This window comes from Leifsonia sp. NPDC056665, assembly GCF_042791795.1.
Classification (GTDB): domain Bacteria; phylum Actinomycetota; class Actinomycetes; order Actinomycetales; family Microbacteriaceae; genus Leifsonia.
In genome coordinates, this window is record NZ_JBHTXK010000023.1 from 20,469 (window position 1) to 45,188 (window position 24,720).

Below are 24,720 nucleotides of genomic sequence, written 5' to 3' on the forward strand. Positions count from 1 at the left end.
CGTCTCCCCCGGACACCGTCATGCCCTCGAAAGGAATCCCCATGTCGTTCCCCGCGCTCTCGCGCACTCGCGCCTGCCTCCTCGTCGCCGGAATCGCCGCGACCACCGCCGTCGCCGGCGCCGCGCTGCCCGCCGCAGCCTCCCCGTCGCCCGCGCCGGCGCACTCGTCGTTCTCGGTCCGCTCGTTCCCCGCCGTCGGCGCCGAGACCGGCCCGGACGACATCACGCGCCTCGGCGACTCGATCTACGTCACCTTCCAGAACGGTGTCGGTCCGATGGGGGAGGCCGCTCCGTCCGGGGCGACCGCCTCCACGATTCAGCAGTACAGCCTCGCCGGCGTCGCGGGCCGGTCGTGGTCGGTCACCGGCAAGGTGGACGGCCTCACCGCCGACCCCGAGCACCACCGGCTGCTGCTGACGGCCAACGAGGACGGCAACTCCAGCTTCCTCACCCTGGACCCCGCGCGCTCCACCGCCGCGACCCGCTACAGCTACCAGGGCCTCACGCACGGCGGCGGGACGGACGCGATCTCGGTCTCGCACGGCTCCATCATCGTGAGCGCCTCCAACCCCACCGTCCCGAACGGGCCCGCCGCCTACCGGGTGGCGCTGAAGGGCGGGAACGCGGTGCTCAGCCCCGTGCTGTTCGACAACAGCGTCGCCACAAGCGCCAACGCGGCCACGGCCGGGAAGCCGGTCCAGCTCGCCCTCACCGACCCGGACTCCAACACGATCGTGCCCCGCTCCAGCGCCCGCTTCGGCGGCTCGTTCATGCTCGACTCGCAGGGCGACCAGCAGCTGCTGTTCCTGAACCCGTCCGTGCGGGAGGGCGCGGCCGGCCACGGCATCCAGGTGCTCTCGGTCGCCCAGCCGCTCGACGACACGGCCTTCGCGACCGCGTCGCGCCGCACCCTGTGGGCCACCGACCCGACGCACAACGCCGTCGACGAGATCACGGGACCGTTCACGCCGGGCGAGGCCGTCTCCACCATCACCCCGGACAGCGGCCCGACCTCGCTCGCGCGCCTCGGCCTGACCGACGGCTCGCTCACCGCGATCCCGGGCCTCGGCTCGGTCACGCCGAAGGGCCTGCTGTTCACCAGCGCCGCGCACGGCGAAGACCAGGGCGACCAGGGCGACCAGGGCGACCAGTAGTCGCACCTGCGCTCCTCCTGGTCGGGACACCGCTCCGGCCAGGAGGAGTGAGTCTCCTCAGCGCACGACCGACACCCGCTGAGCCGGCGCCCGGGCGCGACCACGACGTACAGCACCGCGGCCGCGACGAAGCCGGCCGACATCAGGAACGACAGCCACGCACTGCCCGACATCATCGTGCCGACCCCGACGAGGAAGGTGAGCACGATCACGACGAACGCCGCGAGCGCGACCCGCTGGGCGACGCGCTCACGGCGGGCGGTCAGCCAGACCCGCACCGACACGGCGATGACCCCGATCCCGACGAGCGCGTGGAGGCCGAGGACGATGCCCGCGACGACGCGCGCGGCGCCGACGTTCTCCTCCGGGCTGCCGAGGAGGTTCGCGCCCATCCCGAGCAGGAATTGGACGGCGAGGGCGCTCAACGCCTCCCGGGATCGGCGGACGAGGTCCGCGGCAGGCGCGGGAGAGGTGGGCACAGCGGACATGGGAGTCCCTTTCACTGGACGGATCGCAACGTTCCGGCCCATCCTCTTCCGGCCCGCGAACGCTGTCATCCGGCCGGTGGAGTAGGTGCGGCTACTCTCCGGGGAGTAGCGGGGGGCGCTACTCTACTGAGGATGACGAACCAGCCTCGCGCAGACGACATCTCGATCGGCGGCGACATGATCCGCCTCGGGCAGTTCCTGAAGTTCGCCGGCCTCCTCGACTCCGGCGGGAACGTGAAGGAGGCCATCATCGACGGCTACGTGACCGTGAACGGCGAGGTCGACCGGAGGCGCGGACGGCAGCTCCAGGTCGGCGACATCGTCGGCTTCGAGGGTCACCTCGTCCGCGTCTGCCCGTGAGCACGGACACAGCCCGCACGGGTGCAGGATGAGCAGATGAAGCTGACGCTCGACCTGCACGACATCTACAACCGCGGCGGCGACATCGATCGCGCACTGCGCGGGATCATCGCCGAGGCCATCGCGAAGAAGGCCCCGCTGGTCGAGATCATCCCGGGGAAGGGCTCCGGCGCGCTGAAGAAGCGCGTGCTGCGCTTCCTCGACCAGCCGGAGGTCAAGGCCCAGTACCACCGGGTCGAGAAGGACTCGAAGAACTTCGGCCGGGTGTTCGTGCACTTCCGCTGGAAGTAGCGCCGCCTACGCGCTCAGGCGCGGGTAGTCCGTGTAGCCCTCGGCTCCGGCCCCGTAGAACGTCGCCGCGTTGGGCTGGTTCTCGGGGTGCTCGCCCTTCCACCGCTCGACTAGGTCGGGGTTGGCGATAGCGAGCCGGCCGACGGCCACGGCGTCCGCGTGCGAGTCCTCGACCAGCGCGATCGCCTCGTCGCGCGAGGTGACCGAGCTGAACCCGCTGTTGACGATGAACGGGCCGCCGAAGCGCTCGCGGAGGTCCTGCACGAGAGCGCCCGTTGGCTCACTGTGCAGAACGCTCACGTAGGCGAGGCCGAGCGGCGCGAGCCCGTCGACCACGGCCTCGTAGGTGGCGGTGGCGTCGCCCAGGTCGGTCTCGAAGACGTCCTGGATGTTGTGCATCGGCGACAGCCGGATGCCCACCCGCCCGGCGCCCACGGCCTCCGCGATCGCCGAGGTCACCTCGACCACGAAGCGCGCCCGCGCCTCTGGGGACCCGCCGTACTGGTCGTCGCGGACGTTGGAGACCGGCGAGAGGAACTGGTGCAGCAGGTAGCCGTTGGCGCCGTGCACCTCCACCCCGTCGAGGCCGGCGGCGATGGCGTTCCTGGCCGCGGTGACGAACTCGTCGCGGACCGTCGCGAGCTCCTCGGTGGTGAGCGCGTGCGGCACCGGGTAGGCGACCTTCCCGGTCGTCGTGCGCGTCTCACCGTCGATCGCGACGGCGCTCGGCGCGACGACGCGGTCCGTCCCGTTGATCAGCGGGTGCGAGACACGGCCGCTGTGCATGAGCTGCATGACGATGCGGCCGCCCTTGGCGTGCACGGCGTCGGCGACGGCGCGCCAGCCGGCGATCTGCTCGTCCGTGACGATGCCGGGCTGGCCAGGGTACGCCCGCGACTCGTGGCTCGGGTAGGTCCCCTCGGTGATGATCAGGCCCACGCTCGCCCGCTGCGCGTAGTGTTCCGCCACCAGCGGCCCCGGGATGCCGGCCTCACCCGAACGCGTGCGGGTGAGCGGCGCCATCACGACGCGGTTGGGAAGGTGGAGGTCGCCGAGCGAAACGGGGGAGAACAGATCCATCGAGGCATGCCTTTCTGTGTGCGGACGCGGAGCGGCTGCGCGGTCGGGCGCAGCCTCTGAGCCGAACAGAGCTCGCGCCTGCTCTATTCCATCGGTGTTTAGTTAGCGATAACAAAAAGGTCGCTGCTTCCTTGAATTAACTAGCGTTATCGCTGATCATTCGCGTATCGTGACACACCTGTCCCTCCCCCGATGACGTAGAGAAGGTAGGCCCATGAGCGCAACCAAACCCCCCAACCATCGGAGATCGCGAGCCGCCGTTCTCGGCGCCGTCGTCCTCGCTTTGCTCGCGGCCACCGCCGTGCCCTCCGCACCGGCGAGCGCCGACACTGCGGCTCCTCCCGGCAGCGCGGTGCCGAGCTCGCAATACACCCTGCTGGGCTTCGACTCGGAGTCGGCGCCGTATCCCGCTCCCCCGTCTCTCGACGGAACCGCCGCCGGTGCTTTCGACGGCGACTACTCGACTCAGTGGGCGTCGAACTACAACGGTGGCTCCCCCGACCCGATGCCGCACTACCTGACGTTCGACATCGGGGCCGAGCACACGCTGACCGGTCTCGGCTATTCGGTCAAGGTGCAGGGCAACGGTCCGGCGAAGGACGTCGAGGTCCTGACCACGAACGACCCCGCCGTCGCCAAGGACGGGACGAGCACGGGCTGGACTCCGTCGGGAACGGCGACCTTCCAGCAACCCACGAGCGCCACTCAGATCCAGTACGTGACGTTCGCCCAGCCGGTCACCGCCCGCTACGTCCAGTTCCGCGTGCTCGACTCCATCAACGGGTCCGACAACGCATCGGCCTCGGAGCTCGTCGTCTACAGCACGGACAGCATCGCCGGACAGCCGGCCGGCAAAGCCATCACGAACTCGCAGTACAGCGTGGTCGGGGAAGACTCTCAAGCGGCCGACAGCGGTGACGGCTCCGCCGCGTCCGCGTTCGACCAGAACTACGCGACCCAGTGGGCCAGCCTGTGGAACGCGAGCCCGCAGCCGGACTTCCCGCACTGGGTCACCTTCGACGTGGGAGGATCCTTCACCCTCACCGGGCTCGGATACTCGGTGAAGGTGCAGAGCAACGGTCCTGTCAAGGACGTGAAGGTCTACACCACGAACGACGCGACGACCGCGCAGGATCCCAACGCGGCGGGATGGACGCTCGCCGGGACAGCCACCTTCGCGCAACCCACGAGCGACACCCAGCTCCAGTACGTCACCTTCGCGAACCCGGTCACGGCACGCTACGTCCGGTTCGATGCCGAGGACTCGATCAACGGTTCGCGCAACGCCTCGGCGTCAGAGCTCGTCGCCTACTCGACCGATTCGGACACCACACCGGCGCCGGCCACTCCGCCGGGACCTCCCTCGCCGTACACGGTGAAGACGACCTCGATCGATTCGAACGACTGGAACTATCCCGACGACACCTCGGCGAGCAGCTACCTGGACAAGGACGGGACCTACCACTTCGAGGAGGCGCACTCGCTCTACTCCAAGACGGACCCGCGAGCGTGGTCGTTCTACACCGGGACGAACATCGACGATGCCACCGCCGACCAGGCGATCAACAGCGCAGGAACCAACCCGGACACGACAGCGCTCTGCGACAACAGCCCGACCGGCAAGGAGGCGACGGTCGCTCCCGGGTCGACCAGCCACTCCGAGGCGAACTACTGCGACCTGACCCAGGTCTGGGTCGATCCGGACACCGGGGACTGGTACGGACTGGTCCACAACGAGTTCACGCCGGAGCCGTTCGCCGACGGTCTCCACTACGACTCGATCGACTATGCGGTGTCGAAGGACCAGGGCAAGACCTGGAGCATCCCCGGGCACGCGATCACCTCGCCGTACAGCACTGTGCGCGGAGACACCGCCGCGTTCCCGCAGCAGACGTACTACTACGGTGACGGCGACCCGCGACTGTATGTCGACTACGCCTCGGGATACTTCTACTCCTTCTACGGATCCCGCGTGGTCAACAAGGGCGGAGGGTGGGTCGCGTTCTACGAGCATGTCGCCCGCGCTCCGATCTCCGGCAAGATGGCCACGGGATCCTGGCAGAAGTGGTACGACGGCGCCTGGACGCAGCCGGGGGTCGGCGGCAAGGAGAGCAACATGACTCCGGTCACGGCCAGCAGCACCACGGGCTATACCGCGCCGGACAAGGAGTACAACCCGACGACCCCGGGAAGCGCCCAGCAGCAGATCAAGAACGGCCAGATGCCCCCGACATCGCCGCTGTTCGTCATGGACGTCACCTACGACGCCTATCTCGGCCTCTACATCGGCGAGCCGCAGAACCCGGACCAATCGGGCGCCGCGCCTCAGGAGTTCTACGCGACGAAGAGCCTCGCGACCCAGCAGTGGTTCAAGCTCGGCGATACCGGAAAGAGCTACACGACCGCGTCCTGGTACCGCTGGTTCATCGACCCGGCCAACAAGACCGGTTCGGCCGTCGTCGGCAAGTCGTTCCGTTCGTACTGCTCGTTCGGCTGCATGAACGGTTCCGCGGCGCAGTACGCGAACGTCACGATCGACGTCGACAAGCCGGCCGCCGCCGTCGACACCGCCAAGCAGTACACCATCGCGAACGGCGACGGACGGCTGCTGGGCGTCGACGGGAAGAGCGGGAAGCTGAGAAGCGCCGCAGCTGTCAATCAGGCGTCGGGGACGTGGACGTTCGCCCCCACGGGTGATGGCGCCTACACCCTGGCCGACCACGCCGGCGATCTCCTCGGCGTCGACTCGTCGTCCACGGCCGGCCGCGCCTGGGGTGCGAAGCTCGCGCTCTCGCCGAAGGGCGCTCCGGATGTCGGACAGCAGTGGTTCGTCGTGCCGAACACCTCGGCGACGACGGGCGACGCCACGGGCGGCGTGCGCCTCGTGAACCGCTACAGCGGTCTGGTGCTCGGATTCGACAACTCGAGCGTGCAGACCACCCCGCAGCGCTCCTGGGACCAGGCCGCAGCGAAGGGGCTGTCGTCGGCCTCCGACCAGACTCTGGTCCTCACCGAATACGCAGGCGGCGGGACCACCAACCCGTCCACGCACTAGGGACAACGAAGGACTGGCCCCGGGCTCGCTGTCAGCAGCCCGGGGCCAGTCGCATGTCCGGCGGCGTTCTCGGAGCGCCGCTTACTCGTCGTCGAAGGTCTCGACGTACTCCTCTGCGGGTCCGAGTTCCGGTGCACCACGGAATTCGATGCGGTCCCCGGACTGCTCCAGCTCCAGCACGGTGATCGTGTTGACTCCGGAGGTCAGCAGCGGGGCGGGAACGTAGAGCGTGAGTTGCGGCCCCACGTCCCAATACCTGCCCAGGAGAAAGCCGTTGACCCAGACGAAGCCCTTGCGGAAGCCGGGGAGCGCGAGGAAGGTGTCGGCGGGCTCGGTGATCTCGACGCGAGCTGTGGCAAAACCTGCCGAACCGGAAGACCTCGCGCCGACGGACTCCGGAGTGGAGGACAGCTGCCTCAGCAGTGCGGGCGACCACTCGTCCAGCGGCAGCGCGCGCATCGTCCAGCCGTGGACGAGCCGACGCCCGATCTGCACACCGCCGAGAATTCCTTTGCCCTGTCCGAGCAACGGCCCGTAGTTGATGCGTCCCTGGTTCTCCACGAGAATCTGCAGTTCCACGGGCGCACCCACTCCCGAGAGCTCGAGGGATCCGGTCTCCTCCGAGATCACTCCCGTCGGCACCCCGTCGACGAAGACCTGGGCGCGGTCATGCAGCCCCGTGATCGTCAGGGTCGTGCTCCCCCGCGGCAACCGCGGCCGGGCGCTGTAGAGGACGAGCCCGGACGGCAGTCCGAGTTGCTCGAAACTCATCGGACGCGTCGAAGGGATGCCGGCCGCCGCGGACCCGAGGGACTCCAGCAGCGCTCCGCCGTGTTCCACGGCGACCGCTCGCGGCGCGAGCACGGACGGGCCGGCAGGCGGCGCCGGCGGAAGAACGCCGGTGAATTCGGTCAGGCGCTCACGCAACGCCATGAACTTGGGCGTGATGGCGCCGTGCTCGGCGACCGGCGCGTCGGAGTCGTAGCTGGTGATGGTCGGCTGCAGCGCACCGTCGTGGTTCGCGCCCGCCCACAAGCCGAAGTTGGTTCCGCCATGCGCCATGTAGAGGCTCACCGAGCCACCGAGTTCGAGGATCTCCGCGAGGGTGGCATCGGCACTCGGGACGGAGCGCACATGATGCCGCTCTCCCCAGTGATCGAACCAGCCGTTCCAGTACTCGGCGCAGATGAAGGGTTCTCCGTCCCGCCGGGACCGGAGCAGGCCGATCGCCTGACTGGCGCGCGAGCCGAACGTCGCCGTGGCGAGAACACCGGGGAGGGTTCCGCCATCGAGCATGAGGTCGGTCGGTCCGTCCGCGGTGTAGAGCAACTCGGTGACACCGCGCTCGACGAGAGCGTCCCGCAACCAGGTCAGATACCCGCCGTCGTCGCCGTAGCTGCCGTACTCGTTCTCGACCTGCATCGCGACGATCGGTCCCCCGTGCGAGGCCTGGAGCGGGACGAGGCGCGGAATGAGGTCGTCGAACCATTCCGCGACAGCGTCAAGGAAGAGCGGATCGGACGAGCGCAGCCCTGTTCCCACGCGAGCTGTGAGCCACGCGGGGAATCCTCCGTTGTCCCACTCGGCACAGATGTACGGCCCGGGTCGCAGGATGACGTCGAGTCCGAGCTCGCCGGCCAGCCGCACGAATCGCTCCAGATCCCGCCAAGCGCTGAAGTCCGCCGGCTGCTCCGCCCGTCGCTGATGAAAGTTCCAGGCGACGTACGTGTCGACGGTGTTGAGCCCGAGCGCCGCGAGCCGTTCGAGGCGATCGCGCCACAGTGCGGGGTGAACCCGGAAGTAGTGCAGCGAACCGGAGAGCACCCGGTGCTCGACCCCGTCGCGCAGCAGGGCTCCGTTCGAGTAGTTCAGGATGGCGGCGCTCGTCGCCACCGTCACTTGACGGCTCCCGCCGTCATCCCGGCGCGCCAGAACCGCTGCAGGGCGAGGAAGGCGACGACCAGCGGGACGATCGAGACGAGCGAGCCGATCACGACCAGCGGCGGCGGAACGGCGACATGGCTGGCGTTCCAGCCCGCCAGCCCGACCGTGACCGGCTGCAGGTGATCGTCGCTGAGCACCATGGCCGGCAGGAGGTAGTTGTTCCAGATGTCCACGAACTGGAACAGGAAGATCGTGACCAGAGCCGGCAGCATCATCTTCGTGGAGATCGAGCGGAAGATGCGGAACTCGCTCGCGCCGTCCAGGCGACCCGCCTCGACGACTTCATCGGGCACCGACTGCGCCGCGAACACCCGGGACAGGTAGACCCCGAACGGGCTGACGACGCTGGGCAGCAGCACGGCGAGCGGATTGTTGATGAGTCCGACGCCCGAGAACATCAGATAGAGGGGCAGCGTGAAGAGGATCTTCGGCACCAGCACGGCCGCGAGGATCGCGCCGAACAACGCGCCGCGGCCCCGGAACTCGTACTTGGCCAGCGCATACCCGGCCATCGCGGACAGCAGCGTGCCGACGAGCGCGCCGACGCCGCAGTAGAGGAGGCTGTTCAGCATCCACTGCCAGAAGATGCCGCCGTTCTGCGCGGTGAGCCGTGCGAGGTTGTCGAACAGGCCGAACCCGTCGAACCAGAGGCCGCTGCCGCTGAACTGCTGTCCGAACGGTTTGGTCGCCGATACGACGAGCCACCACAGCGGGAACAGGAAGTAGATGCTCGAGAGGGAGAGCAGGACCATCACGACCGAACGGCTCAGCGGGCTCGTGTCGCGGCGCGGTCTCACCGCACGACTCCGCGGGCGCGCCGGCGAGATCTTGTCAATGGTCGCGGTCATGCGCGTGCCTTCCTCTGTGCCACTCGTGGTCGCTCGCGCTCTGGACGGTTCGTCAGCCGGAAGAAGACGAAGGAGATCATGCCGACGAGCACCGCGAGGATGACCGACTGCGCGGCCGCGTAGGGATAGTCGCCCGCCGAGACAGCCGCCTGGGCGGACATGATCGGGGTGAACGTCGACGAGATCGCCCCTCCGGAGATCGGCTGCAACACGGTCGGCTCGTTGAAGAGCTGGGCGGATCCGATGATGGAGAACACAGCCGTGAGGATGATGGCGCTTCTCACTATCGGGATCTTGACGCTCCAGGCGATCCGCAGCGGGGATGCGCCGTCGATCTTCGCCGCCTCCAGCACTTCCGCGGGGATGGACTGCAGAGCCGCGTAGATGATGATCATGTTGTACCCGGTCCAGCTCCACGTGACGATGTTGGCCACGGACCACAGCACCGTCCCGTCGGCGAAGAAGGGCACCTGGAGGCCGAGCGGCTTCAAGAGGTGGTTGATCGGACTCGACTGCGTCGAGTACATGAACGACCAGACCAGTGCGGCGCTCACACCCGGGATCGCATACGGAAGGAAGTTGGACAGCCGGAAGAACCCTTTGCCACGGGCGGACTTCGAGTCGATGAGGAGGGCGAGCGCGAGGGCGAGCCCGAGCATCACGGGCACCTGGACGACGCCGAACAAGGCGACCCGACCGAGCGAGTGGACGAAGTCGGGGTCGGAGAAGGCTCGCGCGTAGTTCGCCGACGGAGCGAAGACCTGAGTCGGTGCGGCGAGCCCCAGCCCGGAACGCTTGACGACGAACAGGCTGGCGATCGCGGCGTAGACGATCGGTGCGACGTACATCGCCGCGAAGAGCAGGAAGAACGGGCCGAGAAACAGCAGGGGCGCCCGCCAGCCGAGCGTCCCTCGCCCTCGTATCCGCGCCGGCTTCGCGGCCGCCGACGATGAGGGCTTACGGGCAAGAGCCAGATCGCTCACGAAACCTTTCCTTCCGTCTTGCTGATGCGGCGGGCGCCGATCTGGAATCGCGCACCCGCCGCACCTGTCGTGCCGTACCTACTGGCTGACCTTCAGCCCCTGCGTCTTGAGCTCTGCCACTGTCTTGTCCTGCGCGGTCTGCAGGGCATCGGCGATGGTGCCCTGCCCCGACCACGCCTTGCCGAGGCCGTCGTTGAGGTCGGCCGCCGTCTTCGTCATGACCGGACCCCAGGTCCACGACGGGTTCACCGTGGCCGCCGCAGCGCTGAAGACGTCGTAGATCTTCTGACCGCCGAAGTAGGGGTCGCCCGAGGTGAGCGCGGGAAGACTCGTCAAGGCCGTGGCGGCCGGGTAGAGACCCGCCTTCTGCACGAGGGTGTTGAAGGTCGTCTTGTCGGTGCTCATCCAGTTGGCGAACTCCCAGGCGCCCTTCGGGTCGCTGCAGCCCTTCAGCACCGCCGTCGCGGAGCCGCCGGCGTTTCCGACCTGATCCTCACCGGCCTTCCACTGCGGCATCGGCGCGACCGCCCACTTGCCGGAACCGTCCGCCGCACCTCCCTTGATGACTCCGGCCTGCCACACCGCGCCCACAACGGTGGCGATGTCGCCGTTGCCGAGGCCCGTGTACCAGGCCTGGTCGTACATCGGAGCGCTGCTGATGACCCCGTCCTTCACCAGGCCCTGCCAGTAGTCGGCGACCTTCTTGTTCTCGGCGGACGCCATCGTCACCTTCCAGGAGTCGCCGCTCACACCGAACCACGTCGCACCAGGCTGCCAGGCGAGGCCCGCGTAGTCGTAGTCCATGTAGGGGGACGAAATGAACTTGTTCGGGTCGGACGCGTGGATCTTCACCGCGTCCGCCTGGTACTCATCCCAGGTGGTCGGTGCGGCGAGCCCGAGCGAGTCGAAAAGCTGCTTGTTGTAGAACAGCGCCATCGGGCCGGTGTCGACGGGCGCCCCGTAGACCGCGTCGCCGATCGAGACGGACTTCCAGGCCGCGGGCTGATACTTCCCCTTGTCCCCGTTCGCGTACTGGGAGACGTCGTCGAGCGCACCCTGCGCGGCGAAGCTCGGCAACGTCTCGTAGCCGACCTGGGCGAGACACGGCGCGTTCTTCGCAGTGACCGCATTGAGCATCTTCTGGTAGCCGCCCTTGGCCCCCGGCTGCACCTCTTGATACGTGACGCTCACATCCGTGTGCGACGCGTTGAAAGCCTTCACCGCATCGGCGTATCCGGGGGCCCAGCCCCAGAACGTGACGGTCGACTTCTCGGCGCCCGTCCCGCTGGACGAACACCCTGCCAGCACCAGACCCAGCGCGACCGCTCCGGCCACACCAGCCAGGCGAAAAGCTGATTTCTTCACTGCCTCTCCTTTGATCACAGGACTTCGCGCTCCGGCCGACGTGGACAGCCACGCATCCGCTACGCCTCTTGTCGGACGACTATCGCACAAAATGATACCGATAACAAGTTGATCTAGTCCGTCTGCGTGGGCCGGAATCTCAATCATCTTCTCCCGGAACGGCTCGATGGGGTTCGAGGCAATAGATATCGATGCCAATCGGTCAGGCCAACGCCAGGCTCAGGGCGGCGATCGCCGGGCCCGGCTGCTCAAACCACCGGCGCACCGGACGAAATCGGCCTGAACCTCAAGGTTATCGCTATCATCCGGGCTTTCCCACAGCGCGGGACTCGCCGCAAGGCAGGCCCGCAGGGCATTTGTCGTCGGTATCATTGACGGATGACCACGACTGCGCCCCGAAGCTCCACGCAGCGGCCGCCCGGGATGACCGACGTCGCGAGGGTCGCCGGTGTATCCGCGCAGACCGTCTCTCGCGTACTCAGCGGCCATCCGAATGTGCAGCAGAAGACGCGGGCGAAAGTCCTCGCGGCGGTCGAACAGCTCGGTTATCGCAAGAACAATGCCGCACGGGTCCTGTCGTCGGGCCGGAGTCGCACCATCGGCGTGGTGCAGCTGCAGACCAGTTTCTACTCGCGCACCGCCATCGCCGTCGGCATCGAGCAGGCGGCCCGCGCGGCCGGCTATTCGGTGAGTGCGGCGACGAGCCCGTCGCTCGACGCATCCTCCATCGAAGAGGCGATGTCGCGATTGGCTGATCAAGGCGTGGAGGGAATCATCCTCGCACTGCCGCTGGTCCACTCGACGAAGGCGATCGAGGAGATCACCAAGGCGACGCCGACGATCACGATCGACGGGTCACGTACATCCGCGACGGAGATCGTCGCCATCGACCAATCGCAGGCTGCGCGGATAGCGACGCAGCATCTCCTCGAGCTCGGTCACAAGACGGTCTGGCACGTATCCGGCCCCTCCGGATGGCTCGACGCGCTCAGTCGCGCGGAAGGCTGGCGCCGAACGCTCGAAGATGCCGGAATCACGCCGCCTCCCGCGCTGGAGGGAGACTGGTCGCCGGCGTCGGGATACCGGAACGGCCTCATCCTCGGCCGCATCCCCGAGGTGACGGCGGTGTTCGTGGCGAGTGATGAGATGGCGTTCGGGGTGATCCGGGCATTCCATGAACTCGGCCGCCGCATCCCCGAGGACATCTCCGTCGTCGGTGTCGATGACATCGCCCTCGCCGAGTACTGCTCGCCTTCGCTCACGACGGTGGCGCAGCCCTTCGCTGAGATGGGCGAACTCGCCGTCCAGCACTTGCTCCGTTACATGGCCGACCCGGAGGTCACGCTGGCACCGGCGTCCGTCGAACCGCACTTGATCGTCCGGTCGTCGACGGGACCTGTGGGCGGCTGACTCGCCCCAGAACCACCCCACTTCGGGGGCTATTTCGCCCGAGCACCTTGATTGAGCAGACAGAACGGGCCACCCTCCCCATCGCTGAGTTGTTCTCAGATTTACGAGCGCTCAGCAGGTCTTTCACGCACCACCGCACGCAGCCCGCGTTGCGATGACGCATGCCCGAACACCGACGACACCTGTGTGCCCGCCAGGATCCGACACCCGAAGTCAGTTCTTGCATCGCCCGATCCCGACGGAGAGATCATGCAGCTCGCACCACGGATGAGCACGACCAAACGCGCCGACATCCAGGCGATGCGGGCGCTCGCGGTCGGCATCGTGGTCCTCTACCACCTGTGGCCCGACAAGCTCCCCGGCGGGTTCATCGGCGTGGACGTGTTCTTCGTCATCTCCGGGTTCCTCATCACGAGCCACCTCCTGCGCAGCGTCGGCCAGGAGCGGCCGCTGCGCTTCCTCGCCGGCTTCTACGCTCGCCGGATCCGCCGCCTTGCGCCCGCGGCTGCCACGGTGCTTGCGTTCGTTCTGGCCGCCACCGTCGCGTTCCTCCCGGTCACCACGTGGCTCAACACCGCCAGACAGGTGATCGCCAGTGCCCTCTTCGTCGAGAACTGGGTGCTCGCCGGCGACTCCGTGGACTACCTCGCCTCCGACAACGCCCCGTCGGCTGTGCAGCATTTCTGGTCGCTGTCCGTGGAGGAGCAGTTCTACATCTTCTGGCCCCTCCTCATCCTCATCGCCACGGTGATCGCGGTGAGGCTGCGCTCCCGGAGAGCGGTCGTGCCCGTCGTCATCGGCGCGGTCATCGTGTTGAGCCTCGCCTGGTCCATGTACGAGACGATCAACGACCCCGCCGCCGCGTACTTCGTCACGCCGACACGGATCTGGCAGCTCGCCGCGGGCGGCATCCTCGCCTTCGTGACGGTCCGGCCGCCCCGGCTCCGCCTCATCCTCCCGTGGGTCGGAGTGGCCGTGATCGCCGTCGGATCGTTCGCCCTGTCGGCGGCCATGCCATACCCCGGCGAGCTCGCTCTGGTGCCGGTGGTGGGTGCTGCGCTCGTCATCGTCGGCGGCGGCGGCAGCGGATCCCGCCTCAGCGTCGACCGCGTCACACGGTTCCGCCCCATCCAGTGGCTCGGCGACACGTCCTATTCGATCTACCTCTGGCACTGGCCCCTGATCGTGCTGCTTCCGGCGATCCTCAGCGTCCAGCTCGGGAGCGTGCTGAAGCTGGCGATCGTCGCCCTGACCCTCCTCCTGGCGTGGGGATCCTACGAATGGATCGAGAACTCGGTGCGCCGCAACGCGTTCCTCGCGAGCCGGCCCCTGCGCAGCTTCGCGGTGGGAGTCGCGGCGCTCGCCCTGATCATCACCCCCAGCGTGATGGTCATGGACACGTCAGCGGCGGCGATGGCGCAATCCGTGGAGGCGTTGGAGTCGACTGCTGCGTCCTCCACCTCCTGCCTCGGCGCGGCGGCACTCGACCACCCCGCGTGCGGCAACCCCTGGGGCAGCGCGAACGCCTCCCTGATCGCCGGAGCGTCGAAGGACGAGCCGTTGCCGTGGAAGGACGACTGCGCCAACAGCGAAGGTGCGGCCTCGCACAGCCTGTGCGTCTACGGAGACACCACGGCGAGCTCCACCGTCCTGCTGTGGGGCGACTCGCACTCGGGAGCCTGGGCGCCCGCCTTCGACACGGCGGGCAAGCTCGGGCACTTCAAAGTCATCGTCGCGATGAGATACGCCTGCCCCTCGACGCAGGTAGCACCGATCGCGACCACCGAGCACGCCATCGATCCCGCGCAACAGGCGAACTGCCTCGAGCGCAACCAGTGGGTGCTCAGGAGCGTCGCACCCAGGGCCGACCAGGTCGTCCTCGCCAACATGTCGACCCACTACACCTTTCCGGGAGGCTCCAGCCACCAGGCCGACGGCTACGCGGCGACCCTCGACGGACTGGCGAAACTGAAGCGCCCTGTCGCCATGCTGCAGGACCTCCCGCTCACCGGCGCCACCCCGGCCCTCCAACGCGACGGACCGGCCTGCCTCAACGCCCACGCCGGCAACTGCACGAACCCGGCGACCCACGCGCTCGCGACGAACGCCGTCGAGAAGTCGCTCCTCGCTCGCGGGTACGGCAACACCCTCCGTTACGTGCCCACCGCCGACAGGTTCTGCCACTCCGGAACCTGCTACTACGCGATCGGAGGCGTCTCGGTCTACTTCGACACCTCTCACCTCAGCAACACCTACTCGGCGTCCCTCGGCCCCTGGCTGGTCCGGGCGCTCCGGAACGCGAGGCCGCTCAGCGCGGGGATGTGAACGTCAGGGCTCCCGCCCCAACGCCCGAGTGACCCCTACGCCGACAGCAGCCGACCGAACCCCTTGCTCCACACCCCGTCGCCCGCAAGTGCCGCGTACGCGATGCGCTCGACCGACGACGCCTGCGCCCGCAGCGGCTCGGCCACGACGCGCTCCGGCGTCGAGCGGAAGACGAACTTGGCGAGATCGCGCGCACCGTCGAGGCTCGGCGCAGCCTGGGTCCGGTCGAAGCGCTCGACGAAGCGCCGAAGGTTGCTGGAGGCGGACAGCCCGCCGAGCCGGTCGTCGAAGATCCAGCTCTCGCAGATGAGTGGAGCGCCGTCGTCGAACGTGCGCGCCGCCCACGCGAGCGACTCGTCCACTGCCTCGGGGTCCAGCGGTCCGTTTTCCGGGATGTGCAGGTTTCGTCCCTGCGGCTCGGCTCCTCGTTCGAACTGCAGCCGGCCCAGGGTCACCACCTCGCCGCTGAACACGGTGAGCAGCCAGTCGTCGTCGGCCAGGTCGCCGTAGGTCTCGACCTTGCGCGGAATGTCCGCCAGCGTCGCCTCGCCGACCGATGCGGGGAAGCCTCGCGTCACGAGCGCGGCGACGGCCTCGTCGTGCAGCTCCATCATCGCCTCGACGAGCTCGTCCCTCTCGACACCGGGGACCGGCTGCGAGCGCCCGGAGGCCAGCATCGACCGCAGCGCTGCCGTCGTGTCAGCCGCCGGTGCCCCGCTCATCGCGCCGGCTGCCCCGCGTCGAAGTAGGCGACCAGTTCGTCCCCCAGCGCGGGCACCGCGAGGGTGCGGCCGTCGCCCCGCAGGGAGGCCGTTGCCGTCACGCCCGCAGCCACCGCGTTCCTCGCGGCCACCGGCGACGTGTCGGTGACGCCTCCCCGGCGCGCGAAGTCGAGGAACTCCGAGATCATGAGCGCGTCCGCGCCTCCATGACCGTCGATCCCGCCATCGACGACGAAGGTCTCGTCGGCCGGCGCCGCGCCATCGTGCCGCCGATTCCACAGCCGCACCTCCGAACCGGTCGTGTCGCCGAAGTTCTCGATGCGACCCTCGGTTCCGATGACGGTGTAGTTGCGCCAGTAGTCCGGGGTGAAGTGGCACTGCTGATAGGAGGCGAGGGCTCCATTGTCGAGCACGAGGTTGACCTGCGAGATGTCCTCGACGTCGATCACCGGGTTGAGGCCCTCCGCCGAGGTGGGCGGCCAGTTGTCGAGGCTGAACCAGTCGTCCACCCGCTCGCCTGACCGGTCCCTGCGGTCATCCAAATCGCCGTACACGGCGAGCGCGCCGATCGCCTGCACCCGGCTCGAGAAGCCGCCGGCCAGCCAGTGGATCACGTCGAGGTCGTGGGCGCCCTTCTGCAGGAGGAGACCCAGCGATTTCGACCGGTCGGCGTGCCAGTCCTTGAAGTAGTAGTCGCCGCCGTTGCCGACGAAGTGCCGGCACCAGACAGCCTTGACCTCGCCGATGCGGCCCTCCAGGATCAGCCGGCGCATCAGCGTGATCACCGGCATGTGGCGCATGTTGTGCCCCACGTACAGGCGCGAACCGGTCCGGTGCGCGGTCTCCAGGATGCGGTCGCAGTCGTCGATGGAGATCGCCAGCGGCTTCTCGCAGAAGACCGTCAGCCCCGCCTCCAGCGCGGGGATCGCGACCTCGGCATGCCGGTCGTCCGGCGTCAGCACCATGACCGCGTCCAGCCCGAGGCCCAGGAGCTCGTCGAGGCTGTCGGTCACCAGCGCATCCGGGAAGTCCTCGCGGGCACGGGTGCGAGCACCCGCATCGCGTTCGCACACGGCGGCGACGACCGAGCCGGAGCCCGGGCGGTGCGCCTCACGGCCCACCTCGCCGCGGTTGCCGTAGCCGATCACGCCGATTCTCAGGTCGGTCACGTGTTCATCCCTTCAGGAGGTCGAGGTCGGGATCCGGCCGAGCGCGTCGTCGCTCAGCGGGCTCCCCGACACCTTCGCGGCGTAGAGCGCGGCGCCGACGTCCGGCTCGAAGATCGGGACGCGGAGGTCGTAGCCGTCGTGCAGCCCGTCGAGCGAACGGCCGAACGCCGCGAGCACCGCCTCCGAGCGGAACACGCCTCCCGAGTAGGAGACGGCGACCGTCTCCCCGTCCTGGTACCCGAGCGCGAGACGGGTGCTGTCGACCAGCTCGGCGAACTCCGCGCCCGCGTCCTCGAGGATGCGCGCGGCGACGGCGTCGCCGGCAGCGGCGGCCTCGGCGACCGTGGTCGACAGCGCGGCGATCCTGGTGCGCTCCTTCTGCCAGTCGGTGAGCACCAGGCCGATCGTGTCCAGGTCGTTCCGCACGCCGAGCCGCTGCCGGAGCAGCTCGTGCAGCGGCCCGCGCGGGAGGCGGCCGTCGCTCATCCGCGTGAAGGCGTTGAGACCGCGCGTCGCGATCCAGTAGCCCGACCCTTCGTCCCCGAACAGCTCGCCCCAACCGCCGACGCGCACGGCGGCGCCGTTCCGCTCGCCGTAGGTCATCGACCCGGTGCCGCCGACGACGTTGATGCCGTCGCTCGCGCACAGCGATCCGGCCCAGCCGCACACCATGTCGTTGACGCACAGGTAGCGGTCGCTGGCGAGCACCGACAGCGGGACTCCGTCGAGCACCGGCACGTCGGCACTGACCTCCCCGTAGCCCGGCATCCCCACGACGGTGAAGTCGAGCTGATCGGCGGCGATGCCGGCCTGCCTGCAGATGTCGTCGACGCCCTCCTGAAGCGTGCGCGTCACGGCCTCCACCCCGAGTCGGTAGTAGTCGCTGCTCGGCTGCTGGGAGCGGGCGACCACGGTGCCGGCGGAGTCGAGCAGGACGAAGGCGGTCTTGGTGCCGCCTCCGTCGATGCCGAGGAAGCGGCTCACGCGGCCCCGCTTCCGCCCTCGCCGAGCGGGTGCAGCCGCACGCCCTTCACCACGCGGTTGACGTTGCCGTCCGGGAACGGGTTGTCGGGAGTGGTGCCGACCCGGAGGGCGAACGACAGGCCCAGGATCTGCGCGACGACGACGTACACGCTCGCCAGGAACGCGTCGTTCAGCCCGTCGAGCCCCTCGAACGCGACCAGCCGGTCGCCGTCGGCGACGACGCCGTCCGGGCCGACCGCGACGACGCGCGCCGGGTCGAGCGCGGTGCGGAGCTCGGCGATGATGTCGAGGTCGTACTTGCGCGTGTACTCGTCGGAGGAGATGAAGACGACGACGAGGGTCCGCTCGTCCAGCACCGACTTCGGTCCGTGCCGGAAGCCCAGCGCCGAGTCGTAGTAGCTGATCACCTGCCCGGCCGTCAGTTCCAGTAGCTTGAGCGCCGACTCCCGGGCGAGCGCCGTCAGCGGTCCGCTGCCCAGGTAGACGACGCGGTTGCAGTCGAGCGTGGCGAGGTCGCCGATGGCGTCCCAGCCTGCGTCGACCACACCCTCGGCCGCTCCGATCAGCGGCCGCACCGTCTGCGCGTCGCCGCCGCCGAGCACCAGCAGCACGGAGAGCAGCATCGAGGTGAAGCTGGAGGTCATGGCGAAGCCCTGGTCGTTCGCCCCGGCCGGCATGAGCAGCACGTACGAGTGCTCGCGGCCCTGGTGCTCCTGGTTGAGCCGTCCCTCGGGGTCGCAGGTGACGATCAGGTGGCTCACGTCGGTGAGGCACTCGTCCGCCAGGCGGGTCGCGGCGACGCTCTCGGGGCTGTTGCCCGAACGGGCGAACGAGACCAGGAGGGTGGGGACGTCCTCGGCAAGGAACTCCCGCGGGTTCGACACGAGGTCCGTCGTCGCGACCGCGTCGATGCGCCGCGAGAGGAGGCGGGACAGCTCGGGAGCCGCGACGCCCCCGACGAACGCCGACGTGCCGGCGCCGGTCAGGACGACGCGCAGGTCGGGCCGCGCCAGCAGCGGCGCGAGGAACTCGTCCAGCCGGCTGCGGTCGGCCGCGATGTTCGCCGCGGCCTGGCGCCACACCTCGGGCTGGTGGCTGATCTCGCCGATGGTGAACCGTGCGCCTTCGCGCTCGACGCGTTCGGTGGTGAGAGAGCGTGTTTCAGACAAGGAGTTCCCCCTGGTTCGTTGCGGTTGTTGACAGAGTGCGGAGCACGGGAATGGTGGCGGCCGCATACGGGCGGAGGGCGTCGCGGATCTTGTCGAGCACCAGCGCGCGCGGCGTCGGCTCGAGCTCGCCCGCGCGCACCCGGACGTACTGGTCCGGCAGGAACTGCCCGATCAGCGGGAGCGGCACGGCCCGGCGGGAGAGGTTCGCGTAGAGCGTCGCCTCGGCCTCCTCGATCTCGGGATCGGGCCAGTAGTACCGCAGACGGTCGCTGTAGCTGTAGCGGCGGGCGATGCGCTGCTCGTCGGCGTCGCCCTCGTAGTAGCCCTGCCAGTAGCCGGGCTCGGCGAGCATCCGCCGCTCGATCACCTCGACGAGGTGCGAGCGCTCCGCGGACGGGACCAGCTCGTCCTCGATGGCGGCGAGCGCGAACAGCGCCTCCCTCATCGCGAACGTGAGACCGGGGCCGACCTTGAGGATCGCCCAGTGGTCCTCCACCAGCTCGCTGAGCCGTGACTCCAGCTGGTAGTCGGTCGAGTGCGCCTCGAAGACCATCCCCGGCTCGTCGGCGAGGACCCCGCGCAACGCCTCGGTGCGGGAGCGCCGGTAGTCGATGACCTGGAGGTGGTCGAACTCGACCCCGGGCTGCACGACCAACGCAACGATCCGCGGCCACACGTCGAGCACGCCGACCGCCTCGAACGCCTCGCGGTGGCGACGGAGCGTCTCGCGCGCGGCCTCCGGCGAGGTCGGGGTGAGCTCGCCGAGCGTCTCGTGCGCGCCGCCGGGGACGGGCACCTCGGTGCCGATCACGTAGAGTTGCCGGCCCTCCTGGCCGATGCTGCGTGCCGTGTCCTCCGCGACACGGAGCAGCCGGGCGCTGCGGGACGCGACGAGGTCGTCGCCGAGCGGCACCGGGTCGCCCGCACACGACATGCTGCAGTCGAGGTGGATCTTGGTGTACCCGGCCTCGACGTAGGCGGCGACGAGCGCGTCGGCGTTCGCCATGGCCTGCTCGGCGGGCAGCTTCTGCCACCGGTTGGGTCCGAGGTGGTCGCCGCCGAGCACGATGCGCTCGCGCGGGAAGCCCTGCTGGTCGGCGATCGAGTGGACGAGCTCGCGGAAGTCGGCGGGGCGCATCCCGGTGTAGCCGCCGAACTGGTCGACCTGGTTGGAGGTCGCCTCGATCAGCACATAGCTGGAGTCGGCCGCGGCCTGGGCGATCGCCGCCTCCAGCACGACGGGATGCGCGGAGCAGATCGAGTAGATGCCGGCCGGTTCTCCGGCTTTGTGCCGCCGGATCGTCTCCCACAGGTGGTCTGTCATCGTGCTCCCTCGAAGGTGGTCGGAATCGGCGCGATCAGCTGTTCGCAGAGCGCGGCAACGGTCTCGGCGATGCCGTCGCGGCCGTGCGCCAGGTAGCGGCGCGGGTCGGTCGCGGCGGAGTCCGCGTCGAGGAACGAGCGGACCCGGCCGGTGAAAGCCACGTTCAGCGCTGTACCGACATTGATCTTGCGGATGCCGGCAGAGATCGCCTCGGCGAGCATCTCCACGGGGACGCCGGAGGAGCCGTGCAGCACCAGCGGCACCGGCACCGCCCGTGCCAGCTCGGAGATGAGCCCGAGGTCCAGCTGGGCATCGGCCGTCGTCATCGCGTGCGACGAGCCGACCGCCACGGCGAGCGCGTCGACCCCGGTCGCCGCCACGAACGAGGCGGCCTCGGCTGGGTCGGTCCTCACGCCGCGCGCGTGAGCGCCGTCCTTGCCGCCGATCGCGCCGAGCTCGGCCTCCACCCACAGCCCGCGCCTGTGCGCGTGCTCGGTCGAGGCGCGCGTGCGTGCGACGTTCTGCGCGTAGTCGTGGTGGGCCTCGTCGACCATGATGGAGGTCGCACCGACATCCCCCGCTCGCAGGATGAGCTGCTCGGCGAGCTCGGCATCCTGGATGTGGTCGAGGTGGAGGCTCACCGGAACGGCGCTCTCGTCCGCCAGCCGGTCGCACGCTGCCAGCAGCGGGGCGAACCGGCCGCCGTGGAATCGAATCGCGTTCTCGCTGAACTGCAGGAGCACCGGGGCGCCTGCCGCCTCCGCCCCCGTGACGATGCCCTCCGCGTGCTCGAGCGTGATCACGTTGAACGCGAGCACTGCGCCGCTGCGGGAGACCGCGTCGTCGACGAGCTCGCGGGTGGTCGCCCGGCTCATGCGGCGAACCGATCGTAGTGCGACGGATCGGCGGCGACCGCGTCGTCGAGGATCCGGCGGGCGGTCCCGGCGTCGGGCACCAGCGGGTCGAGCGTCAGCGCCTGCAGCGCGACGTCCCGCGCGCCGGTGACGGCGGCTTCGACGGTCAGCTCCTGCTGGTGCGCCCGAGCGGTGAGCACCGCGGCGATCGCCTCGGGGAGGCGTCCGACCGAGACCGGCTGGATGCCGTGCGCGCCGACGACGGCGGGCACCTCGACGACCGCCTCGGGGGGAAGGTTCCCGATCGCGCCGCGGTTCGGCACGTTCACCGCGAGCTCGACGTGCTCGCTCCCCGTGCGAAGGGCCTCGGCGATCGCCACCAGGCGCTCCGCCTCCTGGTTGCGGGAGGGCGCGAGCGGCTCGCTGCCGTCGGCCTGGGCCCGCAGCGAGTCCCAGAGCCGGCCCTTCTCGTCGATGTACTCCCTTGTCATATCCTGACCGCCCTGCAGACCCCAACCGAGCTCGCCGTCCTGGCTGAAGGCCAGATAGCCGGGGAAGAACTCGGACACGTGCCGGTCGCCCGGCGCGGGGTACAGGCCGAAGGTGCTCATCAGGTCGGCCGAGACGGCGGACTGCACGCCTTCGCGGCGGGAGGCCGGGGCCTCGCGGCCGCCGGCGCGCGCCTCCACCAGCTCCCGGAGCTGCGGGTACAGGTCGCGCGACCCCGAGCGGATGTCGAGCAGCCAGCCGAGGTGGTTCAGCCCCGCGAAGCGGGCGCTCACCGTGTCCGGGTCGATGCCGAGACCGGCGAGGTCGGCGGCGAGCGCCGCCCGGGTGTGCATGGTGCCGTGGCAGAGCCCGACCGCGTTGACGGCGGTGTGCTTGCTGACGGCGCGCACGTTGGCCGTGAGCGGGTTGCTGTAGTTGATGAGTTGCGCCGCTGGGGCCACGTCGGCGATGTCGGTCGCGATCGCGACCAGCTCAGGCACGTGGCGCAGCGCGCGCAGCACGCCGCCGGGGCCGACGCTGTCGCCGACGGTCTGGTGGATGCCGTGCGCCTCGGGGATGTCGAGGTCCGCTCGCCACCCGTCGGCCGAGCCGACGGCGATGGTCGTCGCGACGAAGCGCGCGTCCTTCAGCGCCTCGCGGCGGTCGGTCGCGGCCTCCACCCGCATGGTCGAGCCGGCCGCCTCCGCGATGCGGCGACCCAGGCGGGCCATCGTCTCGGCGGCCTCCGGAACCACGTCGACCAGACGCACCTCGACGTCGTCGAACGTGCGCGAGCTCGCGAGGTCGCTGAGCAGTCCCGGCGTGAACACGGTGCTCCCTGCGCCGATGAGGACGAACGCCTCCCGTGGTCGCTCCGTGCTCATTTGACGCTCCCGGTGAGGAGTCCGCTCACGATGTACCGGTTGAGCAGCACGGCGATGGCGGCGGGCACCGCCACGGCGATGACGCCGGCCGCGCTCATCAGCGAGTAGGGCACGGTGTGGCGCCCCTGCAGCGCTGCGATGACGACCGTCAGCGGCTGGGTGGAGAGGTCGCTGGAGAGCACGAGGGGAAAGAGGAACTGCGCCCACGCCGACAGGAAGGTGATGATGGCGACCGACACGATGCCGGGCCGGGCCAGCGGAAGCACCACGTGCCAGAGAACCCGCATCCGGCTCGCGCCGTCGACCTGGCCGGCCTCCTCGAGCGCGATCGGCAGGCTGCTCATGTAGTTGTAGAGGATCCAGGTCGCGAGCGGCAGGAAGCCGGAGACGTAGACCAGCACGATCCCCGTGTAGGTGTTGACCAGGCCGAGGCCGGTCATCATCTGGTACAGCGGGATCAGGGTCGCGTAGGCCGGGAAGGCCATGGTCGCGAGCACCGCGTAGAACAGCACGGTGCGTCCGCGGAACTTCATGCGGGCGAAGGCGTAGGCCGCGAGCGTGGCCAGCACGACCGTCACGATGGTCGCCGCCGTGCACTCGATGAAGATGTTCAGCATCGACTGGCGGATGGAGTCCGACAGGTCGCCGCTGCCGCCGAGCAAGGTGATGTAGTTCTGGATCGACGGCGTCGGCGGGAGGTAGTTGGCCGGCTTCGCGCTGATCTGCGCGTCGGTCTGCAGGCTCGTGTTGAGCACCCAGTACAGCGGCAGCAGGGTCCAGACCAGGATGAAGGCGACGCCGAGCGGGCGTGCGATTGAGCGTCGGCGCATCAGAACTCCACGGGACGGTAGACGAGCCTCACGACGCCGAGCGAGACGATCAGCGTGGCCAGCGTGATGAGCAGGGACAGCGCATAGCCCTGACCGAAGTCGAGGTTCTGGAAGCTGATGAAGTAGGTCTGCATCGTGACCGACGAACCGGTGGCCGCCGCGCCGTTGAGCACGTACGGCTGGTCGAACACGTTGAGCGTCGCGATCACGGCCTGCACCATGGCGATGGCGATGCCCGGCCGGGCCAGCGGCAGCGTGATCCGCGTGAACATCTTCCAGCCGGTGGCGCCGTCGAGCGACGCTGCCTCGTAGAGCTCACCGGGGATGTTCTGCAGCGAGGCGAGCACCAGGAGCGCCGACAGCGGCGTGATCTGCCAGACCTGCACCAGCTCGATCGCCAGGATCGTGACGAACTGGTTCTGGCCGAGGAACACCTGGTAGTGGTCGATCAGGTGCAGCGACGACAGCACGCTGTTCAGGAGCCCGTTGTTGCTGTCCCAGATACCGGTCCAGACGATGCCCTCCACCACGCCGGGCAGAGCCCAGGGCAGGATCAGGATCGCGACGAGCACGGAACGGCCGCGGAACGGCTTCTGCAGCGTCACCGCGAAGACGATGCCGAGCACCGTCGAGAGTGCGACGCCGATGATCACGTAGAGCACGGTGTTGCCCATGCTCGCGATGATCCCCGGGTCGGAGAACAGGGCGAAGAAGTTGCCCAGCCCGGTGAAGCGGTCCGGCGGGTTCAGCGGCTGGATCTTGAAGAACGCCTCGACCAGGGTGATGCCCGCGGGCACGAGCGCCAGGCCGATGATGAACACCGCCAGCGGCGCCACCAGGACGTAGGGCAGGAAGTCGAGCCGGCGGACGAGCCGGGAGCGCCCTCCGCCCGGCCCCGGCGCCGGCCGGGTGGTGCCCGGCCGGCTGGGGGATGCGACGTCGACGCTCATCGGCGCTCGTCGCTCATGATCGGTGCTTTCATGGTGCCTTCT

At 69.1% G+C, this 24,720-nt stretch carries 21 protein-coding genes; 7 read left to right on the top strand and 14 right to left on the bottom strand.

From position 1 onward, the window contains the following. Positions 1 to 41: 41 nt before the first annotated feature. From ACFQ9V_RS17385 to ACFQ9V_RS17400, 4 genes are all read left to right on the top strand, one after another. Positions 42 to 1,154 carry a hypothetical protein gene (locus tag ACFQ9V_RS17385; protein ID WP_382460372.1) on the top strand — a complete coding sequence of 371 codons (1,113 nt, stop codon included), beginning with the start codon at positions 42 to 44 and terminating at the stop codon, positions 1,152 to 1,154. Between the two features lie 198 nt (positions 1,155 to 1,352). Next, positions 1,353 to 1,727, top strand: coding sequence for a hypothetical protein (locus ACFQ9V_RS17390; RefSeq protein WP_382460373.1), 375 nt, complete (start codon positions 1,353 to 1,355; stop codon positions 1,725 to 1,727). Between the two features lie 47 nt (positions 1,728 to 1,774). Then, positions 1,775 to 2,002 (top strand): RNA-binding S4 domain-containing protein, encoded by a 228-nt coding sequence (locus ACFQ9V_RS17395; protein ID WP_382460374.1) that lies wholly within the window; start codon positions 1,775 to 1,777, stop codon positions 2,000 to 2,002. 36 nt (positions 2,003 to 2,038) lie between these two features. Continuing rightward, positions 2,039 to 2,293 (top strand): Smr/MutS family protein, encoded by a 255-nt coding sequence (locus ACFQ9V_RS17400; RefSeq protein ID WP_382460375.1) that lies wholly within the window; start codon positions 2,039 to 2,041, stop codon positions 2,291 to 2,293. A gap of 6 nt (positions 2,294 to 2,299) precedes the next feature. Here ACFQ9V_RS17400 and ACFQ9V_RS17405 read toward each other — a convergent pair whose 3' ends face one another. Continuing rightward, complete coding sequence (locus ACFQ9V_RS17405) at positions 2,300 to 3,373, bottom strand: alkene reductase (RefSeq protein ID WP_382460376.1); 1,074 nt, start codon at positions 3,371 to 3,373, stop codon at positions 2,300 to 2,302. Positions 3,374 to 3,587: 214 nt separating this feature from the next. Here ACFQ9V_RS17405 and ACFQ9V_RS17410 point away from each other — a divergent pair, with 214 nt between their 5' ends. Continuing rightward, positions 3,588 to 6,428, top strand: a complete 2,841-nt coding sequence (locus ACFQ9V_RS17410; protein WP_382460377.1) for a discoidin domain-containing protein — start codon at positions 3,588 to 3,590, stop codon at positions 6,426 to 6,428. A gap of 81 nt (positions 6,429 to 6,509) precedes the next feature. Here the strand turns inward: ACFQ9V_RS17410 and ACFQ9V_RS17415 are convergent, their stop codons facing one another. The 4 genes from ACFQ9V_RS17415 to ACFQ9V_RS17430 all read right to left on the bottom strand — a co-directional run bounded on the left by ACFQ9V_RS17415 (position 6,510) and on the right by ACFQ9V_RS17430 (position 11,568). After that, positions 6,510 to 8,327: a glycoside hydrolase family 35 protein gene (locus ACFQ9V_RS17415; RefSeq protein WP_382460378.1), complete on the bottom strand. Its 1,818-nt coding sequence runs from the start codon at positions 8,325 to 8,327 to the stop codon at positions 6,510 to 6,512. Next, positions 8,324 to 9,220, bottom strand: a complete 897-nt coding sequence (locus ACFQ9V_RS17420; protein WP_382460379.1) for a carbohydrate ABC transporter permease — start codon at positions 9,218 to 9,220, stop codon at positions 8,324 to 8,326. The genes ACFQ9V_RS17415 and ACFQ9V_RS17420 overlap by 4 nt, the downstream gene beginning before the upstream one ends. After that, positions 9,217 to 10,203 (bottom strand): carbohydrate ABC transporter permease, encoded by a 987-nt coding sequence (locus ACFQ9V_RS17425; protein WP_382460380.1) that lies wholly within the window; start codon positions 10,201 to 10,203, stop codon positions 9,217 to 9,219. The genes ACFQ9V_RS17420 and ACFQ9V_RS17425 overlap by 4 nt, the downstream gene beginning before the upstream one ends. Positions 10,204 to 10,281: 78 nt before the next feature. Continuing rightward, positions 10,282 to 11,568, bottom strand: a complete 1,287-nt coding sequence (locus ACFQ9V_RS17430) for an ABC transporter substrate-binding protein (protein ID WP_382460381.1) — start codon at positions 11,566 to 11,568, stop codon at positions 10,282 to 10,284. Positions 11,569 to 11,946: 378 nt separating this feature from the next. Here ACFQ9V_RS17430 and ACFQ9V_RS17435 point away from each other — a divergent pair, with 378 nt between their 5' ends. Continuing rightward, a complete protein-coding gene (locus ACFQ9V_RS17435; protein ID WP_382460382.1) occupies positions 11,947 to 12,978 on the top strand; it encodes a LacI family DNA-binding transcriptional regulator in 1,032 nt (343 codons plus the stop codon). A gap of 249 nt (positions 12,979 to 13,227) precedes the next feature. Continuing rightward, complete coding sequence (locus ACFQ9V_RS17440) at positions 13,228 to 15,303, top strand: acyltransferase family protein (RefSeq protein WP_382460383.1); 2,076 nt, start codon at positions 13,228 to 13,230, stop codon at positions 15,301 to 15,303. Between the two features lie 35 nt (positions 15,304 to 15,338). Here the strand turns inward: ACFQ9V_RS17440 and ACFQ9V_RS17445 are convergent, their stop codons facing one another. From ACFQ9V_RS17445 to ACFQ9V_RS17485, 9 genes are read right to left on the bottom strand one after another with little or no spacing between them, the layout of a single operon-like run. Then, positions 15,339 to 16,025, bottom strand: coding sequence for a hypothetical protein (locus tag ACFQ9V_RS17445; protein WP_382460384.1), 687 nt, complete (start codon positions 16,023 to 16,025; stop codon positions 15,339 to 15,341). Next, a complete protein-coding gene (locus ACFQ9V_RS17450; RefSeq protein ID WP_382460385.1) occupies positions 16,022 to 17,194 on the bottom strand; it encodes a Gfo/Idh/MocA family protein in 1,173 nt (390 codons plus the stop codon). The genes ACFQ9V_RS17445 and ACFQ9V_RS17450 overlap by 4 nt, the downstream gene beginning before the upstream one ends. Before the next feature lie 12 nt (positions 17,195 to 17,206). Then, positions 17,207 to 18,178 (bottom strand): BadF/BadG/BcrA/BcrD ATPase family protein, encoded by a 972-nt coding sequence (locus tag ACFQ9V_RS17455; RefSeq protein WP_382460386.1) that lies wholly within the window; start codon positions 18,176 to 18,178, stop codon positions 17,207 to 17,209. Further along, positions 18,175 to 19,347 carry an SIS domain-containing protein gene (locus ACFQ9V_RS17460; protein WP_382460387.1) on the bottom strand — a complete coding sequence of 391 codons (1,173 nt, stop codon included), beginning with the start codon at positions 19,345 to 19,347 and terminating at the stop codon, positions 18,175 to 18,177. The genes ACFQ9V_RS17455 and ACFQ9V_RS17460 overlap by 4 nt, the downstream gene beginning before the upstream one ends. Further along, positions 19,340 to 20,671 carry a D-tagatose-bisphosphate aldolase, class II, non-catalytic subunit gene (locus tag ACFQ9V_RS17465; protein WP_382460388.1) on the bottom strand — a complete coding sequence of 444 codons (1,332 nt, stop codon included), beginning with the start codon at positions 20,669 to 20,671 and terminating at the stop codon, positions 19,340 to 19,342. Before ACFQ9V_RS17465 ends, ACFQ9V_RS17460 begins: the two co-directional genes overlap by 8 nt. Beyond that, a complete protein-coding gene (locus ACFQ9V_RS17470) occupies positions 20,668 to 21,546 on the bottom strand; it encodes a class II fructose-bisphosphate aldolase (RefSeq protein ID WP_382460389.1) in 879 nt (292 codons plus the stop codon). Before ACFQ9V_RS17470 ends, ACFQ9V_RS17465 begins: the two co-directional genes overlap by 4 nt. Then, a complete protein-coding gene (locus ACFQ9V_RS17475; RefSeq protein ID WP_382460390.1) occupies positions 21,543 to 22,898 on the bottom strand; it encodes a hypothetical protein in 1,356 nt (451 codons plus the stop codon). The genes ACFQ9V_RS17470 and ACFQ9V_RS17475 overlap by 4 nt, the downstream gene beginning before the upstream one ends. Further along, entirely contained in the window at positions 22,895 to 23,728 is an 834-nt protein-coding gene (locus tag ACFQ9V_RS17480) for a carbohydrate ABC transporter permease (protein WP_382460391.1), read from the bottom strand. The genes ACFQ9V_RS17475 and ACFQ9V_RS17480 overlap by 4 nt, the downstream gene beginning before the upstream one ends. Next, the gene (locus ACFQ9V_RS17485) at positions 23,728 to 24,678 is read right to left on the bottom strand and encodes a carbohydrate ABC transporter permease (RefSeq protein ID WP_382460392.1); all 951 of its coding nucleotides are present in this window, start codon (positions 24,676 to 24,678) and stop codon (positions 23,728 to 23,730) included. The genes ACFQ9V_RS17480 and ACFQ9V_RS17485 overlap by 1 nt, the downstream gene beginning before the upstream one ends. Positions 24,679 to 24,720: the final 42 nt, after the last annotated feature.

What these genes read in the sequence shown, in the direction of transcription:
- ACFQ9V_RS17445 (WP_382460384.1), bottom strand. Translation starts at nt 16,025, where the DNA reads ATGAGCGGGGCACCGGCGGCTGACACGACGGCAGCGCTGCGGTCGATG.
- ACFQ9V_RS17385 (WP_382460372.1), top strand. Translation starts at nt 42, where the DNA reads ATGTCGTTCCCCGCGCTCTCGCGCACTCGCGCCTGCCTCCTCGTCGCC.
- ACFQ9V_RS17465 (WP_382460388.1), bottom strand. Translation starts at nt 20,671, where the DNA reads ATGACAGACCACCTGTGGGAGACGATCCGGCGGCACAAAGCCGGAGAA.
- ACFQ9V_RS17480 (WP_382460391.1), bottom strand. Translation starts at nt 23,728, where the DNA reads ATGCGCCGACGCTCAATCGCACGCCCGCTCGGCGTCGCCTTCATCCTG.
- ACFQ9V_RS17485 (WP_382460392.1), bottom strand. Translation starts at nt 24,678, where the DNA reads ATGAGCGTCGACGTCGCATCCCCCAGCCGGCCGGGCACCACCCGGCCG.
- ACFQ9V_RS17440 (WP_382460383.1), top strand. Translation starts at nt 13,228, where the DNA reads ATGCAGCTCGCACCACGGATGAGCACGACCAAACGCGCCGACATCCAG.
- ACFQ9V_RS17400 (WP_382460375.1), top strand. Translation starts at nt 2,039, where the DNA reads ATGAAGCTGACGCTCGACCTGCACGACATCTACAACCGCGGCGGCGAC.
- ACFQ9V_RS17435 (WP_382460382.1), top strand. Translation starts at nt 11,947, where the DNA reads ATGACCACGACTGCGCCCCGAAGCTCCACGCAGCGGCCGCCCGGGATG.
- ACFQ9V_RS17420 (WP_382460379.1), bottom strand. Translation starts at nt 9,220, where the DNA reads ATGACCGCGACCATTGACAAGATCTCGCCGGCGCGCCCGCGGAGTCGT.
- ACFQ9V_RS17395 (WP_382460374.1), top strand. Translation starts at nt 1,775, where the DNA reads ATGACGAACCAGCCTCGCGCAGACGACATCTCGATCGGCGGCGACATG.
- ACFQ9V_RS17410 (WP_382460377.1), top strand. Translation starts at nt 3,588, where the DNA reads ATGAGCGCAACCAAACCCCCCAACCATCGGAGATCGCGAGCCGCCGTT.
- ACFQ9V_RS17475 (WP_382460390.1), bottom strand. Translation starts at nt 22,898, where the DNA reads ATGAGCACGGAGCGACCACGGGAGGCGTTCGTCCTCATCGGCGCAGGG.
- ACFQ9V_RS17470 (WP_382460389.1), bottom strand. Translation starts at nt 21,546, where the DNA reads ATGAGCCGGGCGACCACCCGCGAGCTCGTCGACGACGCGGTCTCCCGC.
- ACFQ9V_RS17405 (WP_382460376.1), bottom strand. Translation starts at nt 3,373, where the DNA reads ATGGATCTGTTCTCCCCCGTTTCGCTCGGCGACCTCCACCTTCCCAAC.